19 protein-coding genes are annotated in these 20,284 nt (G+C 52.9%); 15 read left to right on the top strand and 4 right to left on the bottom strand.

Going from position 1 to position 20,284, the window contains the following annotated elements; all coding sequences use genetic code 11:
• The first annotated feature begins 44 nt into the window (after positions 1 to 44).
• The 5 genes from AC06ND_RS08440 to recN all read left to right on the top strand — a co-directional run bounded on the left by AC06ND_RS08440 (position 45) and on the right by recN (position 4,449).
• Positions 45 to 497 (top strand): transcriptional repressor, encoded by a 453-nt coding sequence (locus AC06ND_RS08440; protein ID WP_475678545.1) that lies wholly within the window; start codon positions 45 to 47, stop codon positions 495 to 497.
• 52 nt (positions 498 to 549) lie between these two features.
• Positions 550 to 1,404, top strand: a complete 855-nt coding sequence (locus tag AC06ND_RS08435; protein WP_475678544.1) for an SDR family NAD(P)-dependent oxidoreductase — start codon at positions 550 to 552, stop codon at positions 1,402 to 1,404.
• Positions 1,405 to 1,422: 18 nt separating this feature from the next.
• Positions 1,423 to 2,358: an outer membrane protein assembly factor BamD gene (locus AC06ND_RS08430; RefSeq protein ID WP_475678543.1), complete on the top strand. Its 936-nt coding sequence runs from the start codon at positions 1,423 to 1,425 to the stop codon at positions 2,356 to 2,358.
• A gap of 81 nt (positions 2,359 to 2,439) precedes the next feature.
• Positions 2,440 to 2,757 (top strand): DNA-directed RNA polymerase subunit omega, encoded by a 318-nt coding sequence (locus AC06ND_RS08425; protein WP_475678542.1) that lies wholly within the window; start codon positions 2,440 to 2,442, stop codon positions 2,755 to 2,757.
• A gap of 6 nt (positions 2,758 to 2,763) precedes the next feature.
• On the top strand, positions 2,764 to 4,449 hold the full coding sequence (gene recN, locus AC06ND_RS08420; RefSeq protein ID WP_475678541.1) for a DNA repair protein RecN: 1,686 nt from the start codon (positions 2,764 to 2,766) through the stop codon (positions 4,447 to 4,449).
• Here the strand turns inward: recN and AC06ND_RS08415 are convergent.
• From AC06ND_RS08415 to AC06ND_RS08400, 4 genes are all read right to left on the bottom strand, one after another.
• Positions 4,446 to 6,002 (bottom strand): LysM peptidoglycan-binding domain-containing protein, encoded by a 1,557-nt coding sequence (locus AC06ND_RS08415; protein ID WP_475678540.1) that lies wholly within the window; start codon positions 6,000 to 6,002, stop codon positions 4,446 to 4,448. The genes recN and AC06ND_RS08415 overlap by 4 nt on opposite strands.
• Before the next feature lie 11 nt (positions 6,003 to 6,013).
• Positions 6,014 to 7,135, bottom strand: coding sequence for a glycosyltransferase (locus tag AC06ND_RS08410; RefSeq protein WP_475678539.1), 1,122 nt, complete (start codon positions 7,133 to 7,135; stop codon positions 6,014 to 6,016).
• Positions 7,136 to 7,738: an OmpH/Skp family outer membrane protein gene (locus AC06ND_RS08405; RefSeq protein WP_475678538.1), complete on the bottom strand. Its 603-nt coding sequence runs from the start codon at positions 7,736 to 7,738 to the stop codon at positions 7,136 to 7,138.
• Positions 7,739 to 7,807: 69 nt separating this feature from the next.
• Entirely contained in the window at positions 7,808 to 8,527 is a 720-nt protein-coding gene (locus AC06ND_RS08400; protein ID WP_475678537.1) for a pyridoxine 5'-phosphate synthase, read from the bottom strand.
• A 90-nt stretch (positions 8,528 to 8,617) separates the two neighbouring features.
• Here AC06ND_RS08400 and AC06ND_RS08395 point away from each other — a divergent pair, with 90 nt between their 5' ends.
• The 10 genes from AC06ND_RS08395 (at position 8,618) to AC06ND_RS08350 (ending at position 20,120) form a co-directional block, all read left to right on the top strand.
• Positions 8,618 to 9,427 carry an NAD(+)/NADH kinase gene (locus AC06ND_RS08395; RefSeq protein WP_475678536.1) on the top strand — a complete coding sequence of 270 codons (810 nt, stop codon included), beginning with the start codon at positions 8,618 to 8,620 and terminating at the stop codon, positions 9,425 to 9,427.
• The gene (gene uppS / locus AC06ND_RS08390) at positions 9,417 to 10,151 is read left to right on the top strand and encodes a polyprenyl diphosphate synthase (RefSeq protein WP_475678535.1); all 735 of its coding nucleotides are present in this window, start codon (positions 9,417 to 9,419) and stop codon (positions 10,149 to 10,151) included. The genes AC06ND_RS08395 and uppS overlap by 11 nt, the downstream gene beginning before the upstream one ends.
• Positions 10,152 to 10,184: 33 nt before the next feature.
• A complete protein-coding gene (locus AC06ND_RS08385; protein ID WP_475678534.1) occupies positions 10,185 to 12,785 on the top strand; it encodes a BamA/OMP85 family outer membrane protein in 2,601 nt (866 codons plus the stop codon).
• A gap of 51 nt (positions 12,786 to 12,836) precedes the next feature.
• Positions 12,837 to 13,406, top strand: coding sequence for an OmpH/Skp family outer membrane protein (locus AC06ND_RS08380; RefSeq protein WP_475678533.1), 570 nt, complete (start codon positions 12,837 to 12,839; stop codon positions 13,404 to 13,406).
• Between the two features lie 53 nt (positions 13,407 to 13,459).
• Positions 13,460 to 15,301, top strand: a complete 1,842-nt coding sequence (locus AC06ND_RS08375) for a 2-oxoacid:acceptor oxidoreductase subunit alpha (protein ID WP_475678532.1) — start codon at positions 13,460 to 13,462, stop codon at positions 15,299 to 15,301.
• A gap of 4 nt (positions 15,302 to 15,305) precedes the next feature.
• The gene (locus AC06ND_RS08370) at positions 15,306 to 16,325 is read left to right on the top strand and encodes a 2-oxoacid:ferredoxin oxidoreductase subunit beta (protein ID WP_475678531.1); all 1,020 of its coding nucleotides are present in this window, start codon (positions 15,306 to 15,308) and stop codon (positions 16,323 to 16,325) included.
• Positions 16,325 to 17,119, top strand: a complete 795-nt coding sequence (locus AC06ND_RS08365; RefSeq protein ID WP_475678530.1) for an SDR family NAD(P)-dependent oxidoreductase — start codon at positions 16,325 to 16,327, stop codon at positions 17,117 to 17,119. The genes AC06ND_RS08370 and AC06ND_RS08365 overlap by 1 nt, the downstream gene beginning before the upstream one ends.
• Before the next feature lie 8 nt (positions 17,120 to 17,127).
• Positions 17,128 to 18,195, top strand: a complete 1,068-nt coding sequence (locus AC06ND_RS08360) for a VOC family protein (RefSeq protein ID WP_475678529.1) — start codon at positions 17,128 to 17,130, stop codon at positions 18,193 to 18,195.
• A gap of 62 nt (positions 18,196 to 18,257) precedes the next feature.
• Positions 18,258 to 19,601 carry an NADP-specific glutamate dehydrogenase gene (gdhA, locus tag AC06ND_RS08355; RefSeq protein WP_475678528.1) on the top strand — a complete coding sequence of 448 codons (1,344 nt, stop codon included), beginning with the start codon at positions 18,258 to 18,260 and terminating at the stop codon, positions 19,599 to 19,601.
• Between the two features lie 9 nt (positions 19,602 to 19,610).
• Entirely contained in the window at positions 19,611 to 20,120 is a 510-nt protein-coding gene (locus tag AC06ND_RS08350; protein ID WP_475678527.1) for a nitroreductase family protein, read from the top strand.
• The last annotated feature ends 164 nt before the right edge of the window (positions 20,121 to 20,284 follow it).

Here is a 20,284-nt window from a genome sequence, read left to right as displayed (position 1 = left end):
CAAAATTATTTGCTAGCTGCGCATTTTTGGACTACATTTGTCCTATGAATACGCAGAAAACGACAGATATCAAGGAATTCAAGGCCATCCTCAAGAAGCATGGCCTGAAGGCCACTCCTCAGCGCATCGCTGTTCATGAGACCATGATGAAGCTTGGCCACGCATGTGCCGATATGGTGGTGGACGAGATCAATTCGGCCGGAACCACTTCGGTAACGGCGGCCTCAGTCTACAATATCCTCTCCCAGCTTGCTCTTCTGGGTGTGTATGGACACAGGCTCAGCGCCAACAACAAGATGTATTTCGACGTCAATACCTTCAGGCATGTGCATATGTATGATTGTGAGAATCATGTGTACAGGGACGTCGTGGACGCTGAACTCATGGGCATGGTGGAGGAGCATCTCGGCAGAAAGAAGTTCCGTGGTTATTCCATCCAGGACATCGATATCCAGATAATCGTTCATCCTACCAGGAGAAAGGCCGCTAAGGCATAGGGGTTTTACCAAGTTTTTTGGTACATTTGCAGATTGTTTGCAATTGGCAGAGATGAAGGTAACGGAAAAGAATTTCAGGGCTTACAAGAACTATGCGCTCATAACCGGTGCAGCCGGAGGAATGGGCGCGCTCTATGCTGAGCGTCTTGCGATGCTCGGCTATAGTCTTGTGCTCGTCGACATAAAGGCAGATGCACTCGAGAATGTCGCAGCTCAAGTTAGGGAAAAAGTGGCTTCGCTCAGCGACTGGAGAGCGGCATCGAAGGATTCGTTCAAGGTCCTCACCATAGCTCAGGACCTCTCCCTGATGGAAGCCGCAGAGACGATCAAGGCGAAGACGGATTCGGAAGGTATCGAGGTTGAGGTCCTCGTGAATAACGCTGGACTTCTCATCGCTTCCGGCATTGTCAGGACCAACGAGAGGAGGCTCAAGCTCATCATGATGGTGCATTGTACGACTCCTATGCTTCTGTGCCGTGCCTATGTGCCTGACATGCAGGCAAGGCATAATGGATATGTCCTTAACGTGTCCTCGCTCGCGGCGTGGATGCCATGGCCATGCATCGGCATGTACTCAGGAACCAAGCTCTTCATCCGTTCGTTCTCACGCTCGCTCAGGATCGAGTGCCGCAAGACGGGCGTCAGCGTCACCAATGCATACTTCGGCGCCGTGGATACTCCGCTCGTGCCTCTGGCACCAAACTTGAAAAAGCTTGCGCGTACCCTCGGGGTGATGATCAAGCCGGAGCGTGCCGTCGACTGTGCTGTCGAGGCCACCTTCAAGAGGCGCAAGGGCACCATGCCGGGCCTGATCAACAAGATTGCTCGCGTATTCTGTCCTATTATTCCTGAGAATCTCCTCGGCTGGATATTCAGGAAGTGGGGACATATTTTCGATAATATTTAGACAGACATATAAGGTCAGATGAAGACATTCAGACTAACAATGGTTGCCATGCTTGCCGTAGCCGCGCTTTCGGTTTCGTGCAAGTCACAGTATGAGGCTCTCCTGCAGAGTACCGACGTCGACGCCAAGTACGCCGCCGCTTTCCAGTATTTCGACGCAGGTAAGTTCACCAAGTCCGCTCAGCTCTTCGAGTCACTTTCGATGCAGGTCAGCGGAACGGCAAAGGAAGATACCGTCCTTTACTATTGGGGCTTGAGCAACTATAACTATAAGGACTACTATACAGCGGAGACTAACTTCGACAGGTTCTGTACGAACTTCCCTCGCAGTCCGTTCACACCGGACGCTCGTTTCCTCAGGATCGATTGTCTCTATCGTGAGACTCTCAGATGGGAGCTTGACCAGTCTCCTACTACCAAGGCTCTTTCCGAGATCGCGTCTTATCTTCGCGAATATCCTCTCGGCGGTCATGTGTCCGACTGTGAGAGGATGATCAAGGATCTCAATCTTCGTCTTGATACCAAGGCTTATGAGGCAGCAAGGCTCTACTATAAGATGGAGGACTATCTCGCGTCCCGTACTGCTCTCGTGAACGTGCTCAAGGACAATGCAGACAATGCCTTCCGCGAGGACATACTCTATTATACCGCGATGTCTTCGTACAAGTATGCGAAGCTCAGCGTCGCTTCGAAGCAGCATGACCGTTACCTCGTGTTCCAGGATGACTACTTCAACTTCATCGGAGAGACTCCTGATTCCAAGTACAGGAAAGAGCTCGATGCTCTCTATCAGAGGTCGCAGACTGTGCTTGGCAAGTATGAAGGAACCCTCGACAAGGTCAAGGAAAGACAGTACGCAAAGGAGAGGGCAAAGATAGACAAGGCGGCAGCTGCAGCGGAGAAAGAGGCTGCGAAAGCAGAGAAGGCAGCGAAGAAGGCTGGCGAGAGCAAATAATTCTAGGACATAGAAAATTTTTGAAACCCACCCCTCGGGGTGGGTGTATAATTTATAGACAGAAACAAAAACAGACAGAATATGGCAACCAAAGTTCCAACAAACACCATTACCCGCGACATCGTTGATTTCGCGGAGCCAACCGGTAACATCTATGAGACAGTCGTGATCCTTTCGAAGAGGGCAAACCAGATCGCCATCGACGAGAAGAAGGAACTCAACGAGAAGCTCAATGATTTCAAGAACGAGCGTGACACTATGGAGGAAGTATACGAGAATCGTGAGCAGATCGAGATCTCAAAGTACTACGAGCGTCAGCCAAAGCCATCTCTCACTGCGATCGCTGAGTTCCAGGAGGGTGAGATCTATTACCGCCAGGCAAAGAAAGAGGAGGAATAATCTGATATGCTCTCAAGGCTTCAGGTCAAGAATTATGTATTGATAGACTCTCTGGACATCGAGTTTCCGGAGGGTCTTGTCATCATAACCGGACAGACAGGTGCGGGAAAGTCTATCCTGCTCGGTGCACTGTCCCTTGTCCTGGGCGGCAAATCAGATTCCGGCGCCATAGCTGAAGGCGCAGACAAATGTGTAGTCGAGGCCCAGTTCGAGATGGACCCCGATGATCAGGACCTCAAGGCCATCTTCGACGAGAATGACCTTGAGTGGGATGGGGGACAGATCATAATAAGGAGGACGGTGGCCTCTACCGGCCGTTCCCGTGCTTTCGTGAACGATCTCCCTGTGACCGTTCAGGTCCTCAGCCAACTCTCGTCGAGACTCATCGACATCCACTCCCAGCATCAGACAATGATGCTTTCGGATCGTCAGTTCCAGCTGTCCATACTTGATCGTTACGCAGAGAATGCCGCCAGGCTCGAGGTTTGCTCGGCCTGCTGGTCGCGTCTGAATTCACTTCGTGGCGAACTCGATCGCCTCGAGGCTCGAATCGCTTCGGTCGAGAGGGACAGGGAATATAATGAGACCCAGTTCGCCCAGCTCGATGCCGCAAAGCTCCTGGACGGCGAACTCGAACAGCTTGAGGAAGAACAGAAGAGGCTTGCGAATGCGGAGGAGATCAAGGAACTTCTCTGCGAGTGTGAGGGCCTGGCAATCGTTTCGTCTGGAGACATGGAGATCTCCATGACCAATTCCCTCAAGGAAATCCAGCGGAAGCTGGAAAAACTCTCCAAGTTCATACCGCAGACCACTGAACTCGCTTCCCGCGTGGAGTCCACCCGACTTGAGCTTGAGGACGTGCTCGCCGAGGTAAGCGACATCAACGAGAGGCTGGATGTCTCTCCTGAACGGCTTCAGGAGGTTGATGACCGTCTTTCCCTGATATATTCCCTTCTGAAGAAGCACGGCTGTGCAAGCGTGGCCGATCTGATAGCCGTGAGGGATGCCCTGGGAACAAACCTTGCAGATTCTTCCGCTCTCGTGGAGAAGAGGGAAGAACTCGTAGATGAAATTGCGTCGGCTCAGAAGTCTCTCGATGAAGCAGCTGCGGCCCTTCACCAGGCGCGTGCTGCCGCAGCGCCGTCTTTTGCGGCAGATATACAGGCCAGCATCAGGTCACTTGAGATGCCTCTCTCGATCTTTGAGGTGGAAATCCAGGATGCCGCCCTCAGTGCAACGGGTTGCGACTCGGTCGTATTCCGTTTCTCTGCGACCGGCAGAAATGCCGTGGACGTGGCTCGATGTGCATCAGGCGGCGAGCTCAGCAGAATCATGCTCGCTCTCAAGGATATGATGGCACGCTTTGGACACATGCCTACCATGATCTTCGACGAGATTGACACTGGAGTTTCAGGTAGCGTTGCGGACAAGATGGGAACCATGATCTGCGAGATGGGTACCCGAATGCAGGTGTTTGCGATCACACATCTTCCTCAGGTGGCAGCGAAGGGGTGCGAGCATCTGCTCGTCACCAAGACGGTAGAGCCGGATGGCAGGACCATATCCACAATAGAAAAACTCTCCGCGGAGCAGAGAGTTCTCGAACTTGCCAGGATGCTCAGCGGCTCAGTGCTCACTGAGGCTGCGATCGCCAATGCGAAGTCGCTCCTCGGCCTTGTATTGCCTTTCTAAAGATTTACCGAAGTAATATTGAAGTCCGGTCCGTAGACTACATGTCTGAGGGCTGAATTGACGAATCCCCTGTCCTCGGAACCTTCCTGCCTGCTGAAGCTGAAGTCTGCCTGAAGGAGGCTGGCGCTATCCTGGGTGAACCACTCATACCACCTGTCGCCATACTTTGCGACCTCGGATATGAAGAAATAGGTGAGGTCATATCCCTGGAAAGCAAATGCTGTAGGCTCGGTGTTGAAGATGGCGCGGTACTTCATGAGGAAGTCCTTCACCCTCGCATCATCGTAGTTCACGTTGTACGGAAGCGAAAGATGGAGGTTCGTGAGGTGGAGATTCTCTGCCTCGATGGTCTCGAAGGTCTTGATCTTGGAGTTTCCGTAGAGAGTCACCTTGTAGCCGGCGGTCTCATGGCAGAGGAGAGAGAGGTTACGGATGGCATCATTTACGAATGCTTCGCTCTCTGATACTATGAACACCCTGTTCATCTTGCCTGGGTCCATCCTCATCTTGAGCGCCGCATCCACGCTGCGGCCTTCGAGAAGGTTATATGAGAATGTCTGGAACTCATATCCTCCGTCCTGAAGGAGCGCAGATACGTTCTTGATCTCCGCATCTCTGCCTTTCTCGAAGACGATGAGTATCTTCTCTCCCTGCGCATACTCACGGCCCATCCATGATACGAGATCCTGGAACTGCCTGTCGTTGCTTGCCGGTGCCTGGATCATGTTCGCATTAGTCGGAATGAGGGACTCGGTCCTTGCATCCATAGGGGAAACCACATGGGTGTGTGAAGGTACCCTGCCGAGGAGGGTCTTCATGTTGTCATAGAATACGGGGCCGATGATGACGTCGGCCTTTTCGATCTCTTCGCTCTTTATCGCAGGGACGCCGTTTGCGACGTCATATATGCTTATGTTGACGTTGATGCCCTGATTTCCCTTTGCACGTGCGGCCAGGAGGGCTCCGCTGTAGAAATCCATATAGCCGCTCTGACCGCGTCCGCTTGATGCCTTGAGAGGGAGGAAAAGCAGAACGTCCACGTCGCTCTTAGGCTCGAAGCTAAGGATAGGAGCGCTGACCTCAGTGCTGTCAGGAGAGAAACTGCCGTCCTGGTCGTTCATGGAGACCTCGACGTCATTCTGAGGGTTGACTTCCTCTGCGGCTGCTGCTTCTGTATTGATGCCCTGGACAGGCTCTGTCTGGGCAATGGTCTCAGTGGTAGGCACGATGACAGCGTCGTCCTTCTTCCTGCCTCTCTTGCCGCTCTGCTGCTGAGGTGCAGGGATGAGGATGATGGAGTTCTTCTTGAGCCCGTTCTCTCTGAGGTTGATGCTCTCGTTAGCCTTGTATATCTCCTCGATCGGAACATCATAAGCCTTGCTGATGCCGAAAAGAGTCTGCCTTTCCAACACGATGTGGGAATAGTATACCTTTCCATCGAGCTTCACCTTCTCCTTGGAAATGGTGACCGGTGTAGCCACATAGTCCTGAGCACCCGCACCGACCATGAATGCGAGCATCAACGTAATAGTGAGTATTAGTTTCTTTCCCATATCTTTCATTTTCATAAGCTTTGGATGAATTCGGTCAGCTGCCTGCAGAAGTTGCCCCATGACAGGCGAACCTTTTCCTTCCTGATGTTCTCTACGCAAGACTCCCTGAGTACAGGGTCGGCGAAGAATCTCTGTACTTCGGCCTTGATCGAGCCAGGTGTACAGTCCTTTGCGACAAGTCCCGTGCCACGGACGCCGATGGTCTCCTTCAGACCTCCTACGTCAGTCACCACGAGAGGAACCTCGAAGTGGTAGGAAACGGAACTGATACCGCTCTGGGTGGCACTTCTGTATGGCAGCACGACAAGGTCTGCTGCCGAGAAGTAATCTGCCACTTCTGAATCCTTGATGAAGTCCAGGAACAGATGGATGCGCCCCTTTGCCGGTGATGCATCAATCAGTTTCCTGTACTTGTCGAAGGAGCCGTAAGGCTCTCCTGCGACTACGAGCTGGTAGCTGTCGTCCAGTTCGTCGAATGCCTTGAGCAAGATGTCAAGGCCCTTGTAATCCCTGATGAGGCCGAAGAAGAGCAGTGTCTTCTTCACGTGTTCAAGACCGAGCTTGGACTCCATCTCCGTCCTGTCCTTCGGAGCTCCGAACTGGGAGTAGAGAGGATGCTGTATGACGGCGTATCTGGAGTCGGGACTGATCTTCAGAAGATCCTTGGAGACAGCCTCGCATAGCGTCACGCAGCCGTCGGTTCCCGAAAGGAGGTAACGTGTGAGGGGCTCGTCGAAGAAGTGTGGCTCGTGAGGGATTACGTTGTCAAGTATGGAGATGACCTTGCATCTGTCCTTCATGTGTCGGGCTATGAAACCCAGTGAAGGGGCGAAGTAGGACATCCAGTACCTGACGATCAGCACGTCCGGATCCCAATCCTTGATGGCTCGGAGCGTGGTGATGTAAGAAAACGGATTGGCCGTATCCAACAGAGATGTGCTCTCTATCGGTACGGCCATATCTTCCGCGCTTACGTACTGCGTCTTTCCGGGAAAGAGGAATTCAGGATATTGTCTCTTGAAATTGAAAGCCTTGACAATGTTCTCCTTTCCCAATTCGTTGTAGAGATAAGTGTTGAACTGGGAGATTCCCCCTCTGTAGGGATAGAAGCAGGACAGTATCGCTATCTTCAATTATTCTGCAGACTTGGTGTTCTTTGACTTAACGTACTCAGCGTTGAGGCCGTCGAGGATCTCCTGGGTGATGTCGAGAGAAGCGTCCGCTGCGATGACAGGAACGCCAGCCTGGTTTACGAGAATCATTGCGTAACCCTTCTGTGCGTTGTAGTTGTCGATGTAGGTCTTGATAGCGTCGCTGATCTGATTCATCATGACGATCTGCTCCTCGTTGATCTCGTTCTGCTTCTGGTTTGCATAAGCGTTGAACTCCTGCTCCTGCTGCTGGAGCTTTGCCTGCTGTGCCTCGGCTACCGAACGGGTCATGAGACCCTTCTGTACCTTGTCAGCATAAGCGTTTACGTCGCTCTCGAGCTTCTTGCCCCTGCGGTTGATCTCGTTCTGGATGTTGTTCACCTTGGTCTCTACGATAGCCCTGAGGTCGTTTGCCATATCATACTGCTCGAGGATGTCGTCAAGCTGGATGTATGCGATGGAACCTGCAACCGCGGTGCTGGTAGACGCTGCTGGCTCGCTGGCTGTCTGGCTTGGCTGCTGGTTGCAAGAAACGAAGGCAACTGCGAGAGCTGCGATGCTGAAGAGAAGTGATGCTTTTTTCATTGCTGTATTGTTGTTTTTTTGTTTGTTAATCGGCTTGCCCGTGATTTTCACGCGGGAAATGCAAAGGTATTAAAAAATCCTGATTTTCTTCAGATATTCCTGGATGGTCTTTTCAAGACCCATGTAGAGAGCGTCGCAGATGATTGCGTGTCCGATGGATACTTCGTCAGTCCACGGGATGGTGCGGACATAGTATTCGAGATTCTCGAGGCTGAGATCGTGTCCGGCGTTGAGGCCGAGACCGCAGCGTCTTGCAGCCTCCGCAGCCGCAACGAAAGGTGCGATTGCCTCTTCCTTCCCCTTAGGGTAGTTCCTTGCATAGCTCTCGGTGTAGAGTTCGACCCTGTCGGCTCCACATGCTGCTGCTCCTTCTACCATCTTCGGGTCTGGATCGACGAATATGGACACTCGTATTCCCTTTTCATGGAACCTGCGTGTCACCTCGGTGAGGAATTCCTTGTTGTTGATGGTGTCCCAGCCAGCGTTCGAGGTTATCGCATCCTCGGCGTCGGGAACGAGGGTCACCTGTGCTGGGACCACCTCGAGGACGAGGTCTATGAATGACGGGATAGGGTTGCCTTCGATATTGAACTCGGTCTTCACGAGCGGGCAGATCTCCCTTGCGTCGGAGTACCTGATGTGCCTCTCGTCTGGACGGGGGTGTACGGTGATGCCTTCGGCTCCGAACCTCTCGCAGTCGAGGGCTGCCTTTGTAACGTCAGGCATATTGCCGCCTCGGGCGTTCCTGACAGTCGCAATCTTGTTTATGTTGACGCTAAGACGTGTCATGTTCACTTATTATTTATCACGCACAAAAGTAGGTATTATTCACCAAATTCTAACAATTATGATTATTTTTGTAAGCTATTTGAAGTCATTATGAGGATTACAGTCTATACCAGGGACCCTGCACTTTCTTCGGAGCCGAGGCTTACTGAGCTTATTGGCGCCCTTCGTGCTGCCGGCCATGTCGTAGTGGACTATGACCCGGTGTCCGGTCTCAGTTCGGAAACCGACCTCATCATGGCTGTCGGCGGCGATGGTACCTTCCTCTCCTCCGCCGCGATAGTGGGGGACAGCGGCATACCGGTTCTCGGCGTCAACCTCGGCAGGCTTGGCTTCCTCTCGGAGAACGTTCCGGAGGTGGTCGCGTCTCAGCTGGCTTCAGGTTCATGGAGATCGGAGAAGCGCTCGCTTCTGCAGGTTTCCGGCGTCAACATGGACTGGTCATGTGCCCTCAATGAGATCTCCTTCCACAGAAATGGTGCCGCGATGCTCGGAGTCGACGTGACGATCAACGGCGTCGCTCTCCCTACTTACTGGGCAGATGGCCTCCTGATTGCCACCAGCTCGGGTTCGACGGCATATTCACTCAGTGTCGGAGGACCCATAGTCCTTCCGGAATCAAAGGTCCTGATCATATCTCCTATCGCTCCGCACAACCTCAATGTGAGGCCTATGATAGTGCCCGACAGCTCGGAGATAAGCATTCGTTTCCAGTCCAGGGACGCGAGCGTCGTGCTGAGTGTGGACAACAGGAACAAGGAAATCCCTGCTGATAGCGAAATAGGGGTGAAATTGGCACGCTTTTCGCTCAACCGAGTCTGCCTCAAAGACTCGGATTTCATCAAGGCATTAACCACGAAGCTCTTCTGGGGTGAAGACATCAGAAACGGAAATGAACAGTAACAACGAAGCAAACATGAATGCACCGGTGCATGTGTCCATGATCATGGATGGCAATGGCCGTTGGGCAAAGGAAAGGGGACAGGAGCGAGTATTCGGCCATAAGGCTGGAGTCGAGAGCGTCCGTGCCTGCACCGAGGCGGCAGTCGAAGCTGGCGTGAAGTATCTTTCGCTCTACGCTTTCTCAGAGGAGAACTGGAACCGTCCGGAGGCTGAGGTGAACACGCTCATGGGTCTCATGGCAAAGTGCATCGAAGGGGAGCTCGAGACTCTCATGAAGAACAAGGTGCGCTTCCTCGTGCTCGGTAACCGCAAGCGCCTCAACCCTGCACTCCTCGCAGCGATCGAGGGATGTGAGCAGATGACCGCAGCGAACGACAGGATGACGATGATCATTTTCCTCAGCTACAGCGGCAGATGGGATATCCTCCAGGCGGCAAAGAAACTCGCGGTGGAGCTTGCGGAGCATCCGGAGCGCAGGCAGCAGGTCGAGGACATGACCATCGCGGATTTCGACGATTATCTCGTGACGGCAGGAATTCCTGACCCGGACCTGATCATACGCACCTCTGGCGAGAGCCGAATCAGCAACTATCTGCTCTGGCAGAGCGCATATACGGAGTTCTACTTTACCCCTGTGCTGTGGCCGGATTTCCGCAAGCCGGATTTCCGACAGGCCCTCGAGGAGTTCTCCAAGCGTGACCGCAGATATGGAAAAGTCAAATAATTGTTATATTTGCAACCTTAAACCGACTGATAAGTGATCAATATAAGAAGGGTATTTACGGCACTGTTCCTCCTGGCGGCATCGGCAACGGCCTTTGCTCAGGGGGTTACGGTCGATTATAACAACCCGAAGAAATACATCGTCGGCGGCGTGACCGTCGAGGGAAATCATTATTTCAGCACCGAGCAGATCATCCAGGTCACCGGCCTCCAGAAGGGAATGGAAGTGACCGTTCCGGGTGAGGACATCTCGGCTATCCTCAAGAGACTCTGGGCGCAGAGGCGTTTCGAGGATGTCGGCTTCAAGATAGACCACCTCTCTGCAGACAGGGATTCTGCATATCTCGTGGTGACCGTCAAGGAGCGTCCCCGTATGTCCCGCTGGACCTTCACCGGTGTCAAGAGCGGTGAGCAGAAAGACCTCAACGAGCGTCTCAACCTCCGTAGGGGAGGCGAGTATTCGGAGTATGTGGCAAAGACCACAGCTGACATCATCACCCGATTCTACAAGGAGAAAGGTTTCCAGAACACCAAGGTGGACGTGCAGACGAAGGTCGACTCTATGATCAACGGCGCAGTCCGCGTCAATTTCGCGGTGGACCGTGGCGAGAAGATAAAGGTCAGGACCATCAAGTTCGAAGGTAACGATCATGTCAAGGACGTGAAGCTCGCGATGGCGATGAAGAAGACCAAGGACAGACGTCTGGTCAGCTTCTTCAGCTCAAAGAAATTCGATGAGAAGGAATATCCTAACGATAAGAAGAACCTCATCAGCAAGTTCAACGAAGCTGGTTATCGTGACGCACGCATCGTCAAGGATACCATGTATCTCCTCCCTCCTAAGGATCCGACTGCTAAGCCTAGCAAGCTCGAGATCGACTTCACTTTCGACGAGGGCAAGCAGTACTACTTCCGTGATATTACCTGGACTGGTAACTCCGTCTACACCAGCGATATGCTCAACGAGATCCTCAAGATCAACAAGGGAGGTATCTATGTTGTCGTAACCATGGAGAAGCGACTCTTCGGTGGCGGAAAGCAGAGTGAGTATGACGTGTCCAAGCTCTACCGCGACAACGGTTATCTCTTCTTCAACATCCAGCCTGTCGAGCTCAATATCGAGGGCGACTCCGTGGATGTCGAGCTGAGGGTAGTCGAGGGTAAGCCTGCTACATTGAACAATATCGTCATCAACGGTAACGACCTTACGAACGAGAGAGTCGTTCGCCGTCAGGTATTCACCCGTCCGGGCTATCTCTTCAGCCAGACCGACTTCGAGAGGTCCATCCGAGAAATCGCATCCATGGGTCAGTTCGACCCGGAGGCGATCTCTGACCCGAACAAGGGCTACTCGATCATTCCTAACCAGCTCAACAACACAGTGGACCTCGTCTACAACGTGACAGAGAAGCCGTCGAGCCAGCTTGAGCTTTCCGGTGGTTGGGGTGCGAGGACTTTCGTTGCGACCGTCGGCGTAAGCTTCAACAACTTCTCGACCCGAAGATTCTTCGATAAGACAGCGTGGCGTCCGGTACCGCTCGGAGATGCTCAGAACCTGGCATTCCGTTTCCAGACCAACGGTACATACTATACCTGTCTCTCTGCAAGCTTCGTGGAGCCTTGGCTCTTCGGTAAGAAGCCTACCTCTCTGAACCTGTCTGCATATTATACACGTCAGACCAACTCTTACCTCTATCTCGGTATCAAGAACAACCAGGATTACATGGAGGTCTATGGATTTTCTGCAGGTATAGGTAAGCGACTCAAGTGGCCGGACAACTATTTCGTGCTCTTCAATCAGCTCAGCTGGCAGACCTACAAGCTCAACAACTGGAACTACTACTTCATGTTCAATACAGGTATCTCTCATAACCTGAGCTATACCTTGAGCCTCCAGAGAAACTCTACCGACCAGCAGATCTACCCTCGTCAGGGTTCTGACTTCAGCTTCTCGGTTGCACTCACACCTCCTTACTCTCTCCTCCGCAAGAAGGACTGGGGTAATGTGGACGAGAACGGAAACTACTATCCTACTCCTGTCGATGACTGGAGAAAGATCGACTATAGCAAGCAGGATGCTGCACACAGATACAAGTTCATCGAGTATCACAAGTGGCAGTTCAAAGGTGATGTCTACACCAAGCTCGTAGGCGACCTCGTCCTCAGGGCAGGCGTACAGTTCGGATACCTCGGAAGATACAACAAGAACTACGGATATTCACCATTCGAGGGCTTCATCGTCGGTGGTGACGGTATGTCCGGTTACAATACCTATGGTGCTGACGTGATCTCGCTCCGTGGTTATGAGAACTACTCGCTCACCGAGTTGGAATATACGGAGAACGGAACTCAGGCATACGCAGGACACCTCTTCGATAAGTTTACCGTCGAGCTCCGCTACCCTGTGATCCTCCAGCCGCAGTCGACCATCTTTGCCCTCCTCTTCCTCGAGGGAGGTAACTGCTGGAAAGACATCAAGAACTTCAACCCATTCCAGATCAAGAGGTCAGCCGGTGTCGGCGTCAGGGTATTCCTCCCTATGATCGGCTTGCTCGGTGTTGACTGGGGATACGGTTTCGACGACAAGAAGAACGGCGGAAGCCAGTTCCACTTCGTGATCGGACAGCAGTTCTAGCAGTTTGGAACGGACTTTGTTTAAATGCTAATGAATTAAAAATTGTATAAGATGAAAAAAGTAATTTTGTTTGTAGCGATGGCGCTCGCATGCGCATCGGCATCAGCACAGAATCTTAAGTTTGCGCACGTAAATTTCACTGAGCTCGTTCAGCTCATGCCAGACATGGACGTAGCAAGGACCCAGTCAGACGAGGCTGCAGCCGAGACTCAGGAAACTTATCAGGCAATGATCGAGGAGTTCCAGGCGAAGTACCAGCAGTACGAGCAGAAGAGATCAACCTGGACCCCTTCAATCCTCCAGAGCAAGGAGAAGGAACTCCAGGATATGCAGCAGAGAATCGCTGAGTTCGAGCAGTCAGCTCAGATGGAACTCCAGCAGCTTCAGCAGAATCTCATGGCTCCTATCTACGAGAAGGCTCAGGAGACCATCACAAAGATCGCTAAGGAGCAGGGAGTCATCTACGTGATCGACGTTCAGTCAGCTCTCTACATCAACGACAGCCAGAGCATCGACCTTACTCCAATGGCAAGGAAGGCGCTCAACATTCCAGCCGACAGGACCCTCGAGTCACTTCAGGCTGAACTCATGGCAAAGGCTCAGGCTCAGCAGGCACAGTAAGAATCCCCAAGAGCTAGGACTAAAGCTAAACCACTATTAAACAATATAACCCAATGCAACACAAAGTAATTGACACTAAAGATGTTGTGATCAGGTTTGCAGGAGACTCAGGTGACGGTATGCAGCTCACCGGGTCTCTTTTTGCAGATATGTCCGCCATCTATGGCAATGGTCTGTCAACTTTCCCGGACTATCCTGCCGAGATCAGGGCTCCTCACGGCACAGTATCCGGTGTATCTGGTTTCCAGGTGCACATCGGTAGCGACAAGGTAACGACTCCAGGTGACTTCTGTGACCTCCTCGTTGCCATGAATCCTGCTGCCCTCAAGGCAAATGCAAAATGGTGCAAGCCGACCGCTATGATACTCGTTGACGACGATGCTTTCGACGAGGCTGGTATGGAAAAGGCTGGTTTCAAGACCGCTAATCCATTCGAAGAACTCAAGGTAGAGGACAGGGCAATCATCGTTGCTCCTATCACCACTCTCACTCTTGAGAGCCTCAAGGACAGCGGACTCGACCAGAAGGCGATGCTCAAGTGCAAGAATATGTTCACCCTCGGTATGGCTTGCTATATCTACAGCCGTCCTATGGAGTACATCTTCCAGTACCTCGAGCGCAAGTTCGCAAAGAAGCATCCAGAGGTGATCGCTCCTAACAAGAAGGTCCTCACCGACGGCTTCAACTATGCGGCAAACATCCAGGCTATTCCAAATACCTATACCATCGAGCCATCTCCGAAGAAGAAGGGTACCTACAGGAACATTACCGGTAACCAGGCTACCGCATGGGGCCTCCTCGCCGCTTCCGAGAAGTCACATCTTCCTCTTTTCTGCGGTTCATACCCTATCACCCCAGCAACAGCCATCCTTGAGGAGCTCGCAATCCACAAGGAGCTCGGAGCTAAGACACTCCAGGCTGAGGATGAGATCGCAGGTGTATGTACTGCAATCGGCGCAGCTTACGCAGGTAACCTCGCAGTGACCACGACTTCAGGCCCAGGTCTCTCACTCAAGTCAGAGGCTCTCGGTCTTGCAGTGATCACCGAGCTTCCTCTCGTTGTCGTTGACGTTCAGCGTGCCGGCCCATCAACCGGTATCCCTACCAAGACTGAGCAGACCGACCTCAACCAGGCTCTCTATGGACGTAACGGTGAGTGCCCTATGCCTATCGTGGCAGCGCACTCTCCTGCACATTGCTTCGACGCTGCCTTCCATGCAGCAAAGATCGCTCTCGAGCATATGACCCCTGTCATGCTCCTTTCAGAGGGCTTCCTCGGCAATGGTTCAGAGCCATGGCTCATCCCATCGATGTCAGACTATCCTGAGATCAATCCTCCATACGCAAAGAGCCTCCCAGAGGATGGTAAGTTCAAGCCATTCGAGAGAGACCCTGAGACCCTCGTGCGCAAGTGGGCCGTTCCTGGCCAGAAGGGTTTCGAGCATCGTGTAGGTGGTCTCGAGAAGAACCATAACGGTGTCATTTCATCAGATCCTGCTAATCATGAACTCATGGTCGCTGAGCGTGAGGAGAAGGTTCTCCGCATCGCAAACTGCATCCCAGAGCTCGAGGTTGACGGCGAGAAGAGCGGCAAGCTCCTCGTAGTGGGCTGGGGTGGTACTTACGGCCACATCCTTTCTGCTGTCACCGAGGCACGCAATGCCGGAATGGAGATCAGCTTCGCACACTTCGACTTCATCAAGCCTCTTCCAAAGAACACTACAGAGGTGTTCAAGAGCTTCGACAAGATCCTCGTCTGCGAGCTCAACAGCGGTCAGTTCGCTGCTTACCTCCGCAACATCTATCCTGAGATGAACTTTGTTCAGTGCAACAAGGTACAGGGTCAGCCTTTCCTTGTTCAGGAAATCGTAGAATCAATCAGCAAGAATCTGTAAAGAGATGGCAAACCTTACTTTCAAAGACTTCAAGAGCGATCAGGAAGTTCGCTGGTGCCCAGGTTGTGGTGACCACGCCGTCCTTGCAGCTCTCCAGAGAGCGCTCCCACGCGTGAGCCAGGCTCTCAACTATGACTTGGAGAGGTACGTGGTAGTATCCGGTATCGGATGTTCTTCACGTCTCCCATATTACATGAACACCTATGGCTTCCATAGCATCCACGGTCGTGCAACAGCGATATCTACAGGTGTGAAGGTAGCCAATCCAAACCTTACCGTATGGCAGGCCTGCGGTGACGGTGATGCTCTCGCTATCGGTGGTAACCACTTCATCCACGCGATCAGAAGGAACATCGATATCAACATCATCCTCTTCAACAACCAGATCTACGGTCTTACCAAGGGTCAGTATTCTCCGACTTCAAAGCTTGGAGCAATCACGAAGACCTCTCCTTACGGAACCGTGGAGCAGCCATTCACCCCTGGTAGCCTCGTGCTCGGTGCAAAGGGTACCTTCTTCGCAAGGAGTCTCGACGTCGAGCTCAAGCTCAATGAGGAAATCATGACCCAGGCCGCTCTCCATGACGGTACTTCAGTGATGGAGATGCTCACCAACTGCGTGATCTTCAATGATGGTACCCACAAGGCCATCTCAGATCCTGCGGTACGTGCTGACCGTACCATCGTCCTCCGCCACGGCGAGAAGATGATCTTCGGTAAGAACCGTGACAAGGGTCTCGTACTCGACGGCATGGGCCTCAGGGCAGTGACCATCGGACAGGACGGAATCACCGAGGACGATATCCTCGTACATGACGCTCACTCAGAGGCCGTAGGTATCCACATGATGCTTGCTGACATGAAGGGTCCGGATCTTCCTGTTGCTCTCGGCGTCATCCGTGACGTGAAGGCCATGACCTACGATGACGGTGTTCGTGACCAGGTCAAGGACGTTACAGTTAAATCCAAGATACACAGCGTGGACGAACTTCTCCATAGCGGTAGTACCTGGACTGTAGAATAATGATAGATTATCAGGGAAAGAATATCCTGGTGACAGGTGCGAGCTCGGGAATAGGCGCTGCGATCGCGTGCAGGTTTGCTGCACAGGGAGCACGCCTGTTCCTTGCTGCGCGCAACCTTTCCAAGCTCGAGGACGTATGCAGGCGCTGCAAGGATGCAGGTGCGCCGCAGGCTGAGGCCTTCGTCGTGGATTTCTCGTCCGAGGCATCCATTGATGCGTTCGTGGAGACCGTTAAGGACCGTGGAATCATCTTCGACTGTCTCGTCCTGAACGCGGGCATCTCCCAGAGGGCGCTTACCCTGGATACGGACATTTCCGTGGACAGGAAGATAATGGAGACCGACTATTTCGGCCCTGTCTATCTTACGAAGAAGCTCTCGTACACGCTTCGCTCGGACAAGCTGGTCAACATCGCCGTTACCTCCTCGATCTCAGGACTGTTCGGTTTCCCTCTTCGTTCGGCATACTGTGCCGCAAAGGCGGCTCTCTTCGGATTCTTCGAGGCACTTGAGCTTGAGAATCCGAACATAAAGGTCACTTTCCTCATTCCGGGCAGGATCAACACTGAGATCAGCAAGAGCGCTGTCCTCGGGGATGGTTCCACCTATTCCCAGATGGATGCCGGTCAGGCAAACGGAATGGATGTCGACAAGTGCGCCAAGATTGCGGTCCGCGCCATCTCGAGGTGCAAGCACAGACAGCTCATCGGGGGAGTTGAACTCCTGATGGTCTATATCAAGAAGTATTGCCCGGCGCTCTTCTTCAAGCTCGCTGGCAAGGTATCAGCTACTTAAATCAATCTATGGATACAGTAATTTGCGGAATACAGCAGATAGGAATAGGCATCCCTAACGTGGTAGAAGCCTACAACTGGTATATCAAGGCATTCGGATGCGACATCAAGGTCGTTGACGCGGACGGTGTTGCGGAGCGCATGCTTCCTTACACCGGCGGTAAGCCTCGCAGACGCAGGGCTGTCCTTGCGGTCAATCTTCAGGGTGGCGGCGGATTCGAGATCTGGCAGCCTATGGACAACAACCTCCATTGGCCTACAGAACCGGCTCGTCCAGGCGACCTCGGAATGTTTGCCGGTAGGATCAAGTGCCTCAACGTAGAGAAGGCTTATGCTCATCTCTCCAAGGTGGAGGGTGCGAAGCTTGTCAGCTCAATCGTCTGCGCACCTTCAGGCAAGAAGCATTTCTTCATGCAGGATCCTTATGGCAACTGCTTTGACGTGATCGAGGATTCGTACGTGTTCAATGACTATGGCTATCCTACAGGAGGCGTTGATGGCGAGATCATCGGCGTGACCGACATGGACAAGTCCATTGAATTCTATGCGAAGCTTGTCGGTTTCGACAAGGTCGTGTATGATCAGACCGGCGAGTTCGAGGATCTTAAGTCACTTCCATGCGGCGACGGAAAGTTCCGCAGGGTGCTTCTTGAGAGGTCTGAGCCTAACGAGGGACCGCTCGCACCTATCTACGGTACCGGCCATATCGAACTCCTTCAGTGCCTTGACAGGACTCCTGTCAAGCTTTTCGAAGGCCGCTGGTGGGGTGACCCTGGATTCATCCAGCTTTGCTTCGACGTGAAGAACATGAAGGGTATCCGCGAAAGAGCCAATGCTCTCGGCCATGACTTCGTCTGCGACGGCGGCGAGGATTTCCAGATGGGTGAGGCTGACGGACACTTTACATATGTCGAGGATCCTGACGGAACTCTCATCGAGTTCGTGGAGACCTTCAAGATTCCAGTACTCAAGAAACTCGGCATCTACATCAATCTCAAGGACAAGAACGAGCACAAGTCTCTCCCAAGGCTGATTCTCCGTGCATTCAAGTTCCTTAGGGTTGATTCCATTCAGTAAGAACAGACGAACTTGACAAACCTCCCCGGTTAGAACACTAATACTAATAACTGTTTTTTTCAATGAAAACATCGGAAATCATGGCTAAGCTCCAGGCCAAGTATCCTGGAGAGCATGAGTATCTCCAGGCAGTACAGGAGGTTTTGGATTCAATCGAGGATGTATACAACATGCATCCTGAGTTCGAGAAGGCGAAGATCGTCGAGCGCATGGTAGAGCCAGACAGGATCTTCTCTTTCCGAGTTACATGGGTAGACGACAGAGGTGAGGTGCAGACCAACACCGGTTATCGTATCCAGTTCAATTCTGCTATCGGCCCATACAAGGGAGGTCTCCGCTTCCACAAGGCAGTGACCCCTTCTATGCTCAAGTTCCTCGGCTTCGAGCAGACTTTCAAGAATGCACTTACCACTCTCCCAATGGGTGGAGCGAAGGGTGGTTCAGACTTCGATCCTAAGGGCAAGTCAAACGCTGAGATCATGCGTTTCTGCCAGGCGTTCATGGCAGAGCTCTGGCAGTGCATCGGCCCGGATCAGGATGTCCCTGCCGGCGACGTTGGCGTAGGCGGACGTGAGATCGGCTATATGTACGGTATGTACAAGAAGCTCGCACGCGAGTATAACACAGGCGTTCTCACCGGTAAGGGTGGTACATGGGGCGGTTCAATCCTCCGTCCTGAGGCTACTGGCTTCGGCGCTCTCTATTTCGTCGACCATGTGCTTCGTACAGCAGGCAAGTCAATTGCCGGCAAGACCATCGCGGTATCAGGCTTCGGAAACGTTGCGTGGGGTGCCAGCATCAAGGCTACCCAGCTCGGTGCCAAGGTCGTTGCGATCTCAGGTCCTGACGGCGTTTGCCACATCCCTGGCGGTATCACTCCTGAGATGATCGACTATATGCTCGTCATGCGCGCTTCAAACCGCGACAAGGTCGAGGATATGGCGACCAGGTTCCCGGAGCAGGCTACCTTCATCGCAGGCAAGAAGTCCTGGAGCATTCCAGTGGACATCGCACTCCCTTGCGCTTTCCAGAACGAGCTTTCCGAGGATGACGCAAAGGAGCTCAAGGCAAACGGCTGCTGGTGCTGCTGCGAGGTTTCCAACATGGGTTGCCAGCCAGGAGCTATCCACTTCTTCCAGAACAATGGCATCCTCTTCGCGCCAGGTAAGGCGGTGAATGCAGGTGGCGTGGCTACTTCAGGTCTCGAGATGACCCAGAATGCAGCTCACATCAGCTGGACTGCGGACGAGGTTGATGCTAAGCTCCATCAGATCATGCAGAGCATCCACGAGCAGTGCGTGAAGTTCGGTACCCAGCCAGACGGTTCTATCGATTACGTCAAGGGTGCGAACATCGCCGGCTTCATGAAGGTTGCCCAGGCAATGCTCGAGCAGGGAATTATCTAAAATAAGACTATGGAATATCAGGAATTGATCGCCGCAAGGCACAGCGTAAGACGCTTTGAGGAGAGGGAAGTCCCTCGTGAAGTCATCGACATGATCATCGAGGAGGCGACTACCGCTCCGTCAAGCAAGAACTCGAAGAGTTCGGAATTCATCGTGGTAGAGGATCACGACACCATCGTCGCCCTTTCGGAGATGAGGGAGTCAGGTTCCGCTTTCATGAAGAACGCCGCCGCAGCGGTGGTGGTGCTCGGAAACAAGGAGAAGACCGATCTCTGGGAAGTGAACTGTGCCATCAGCACGACCTTCCTCCAGCTTTCTGCCGTCGAGCACGGACTCGGTAGCTGCTGGGTGCACGTAAATGGACGTGTCCGCAGCAAATACGCAGACGATCCGGATCCAGAGGTCAGGAAGGGCCATCCTCAGGGCATGGCGGAGGACTACGTGAGGGAACTGCTCGGCGTCCGTCCTGAATATGGAATACTCTGCGTCGTGGCTCTCGGTTACGAGGCTCAGCAGTAAATATCTACGGGCAGCTGCGACCGCAGCGGGGTAAATAAATGGAGGCTGACTAAAAAGTCCAGAAGGACTTAGAGGTCATCCTCTTTCTTTATGTCATCCTGCCTCCGAGCGTCGGCTGCTCTCCTCCGGAGACCTTCCGCTTCGCTCCATCCAGTCACTCCCTT

Source organism: Candidatus Cryptobacteroides sp. (assembly GCF_056207615.1).
The sequence above is the reverse complement of the archived record's forward strand: the minus strand, read 5'-3'. Positions and strand labels throughout refer to the sequence as shown.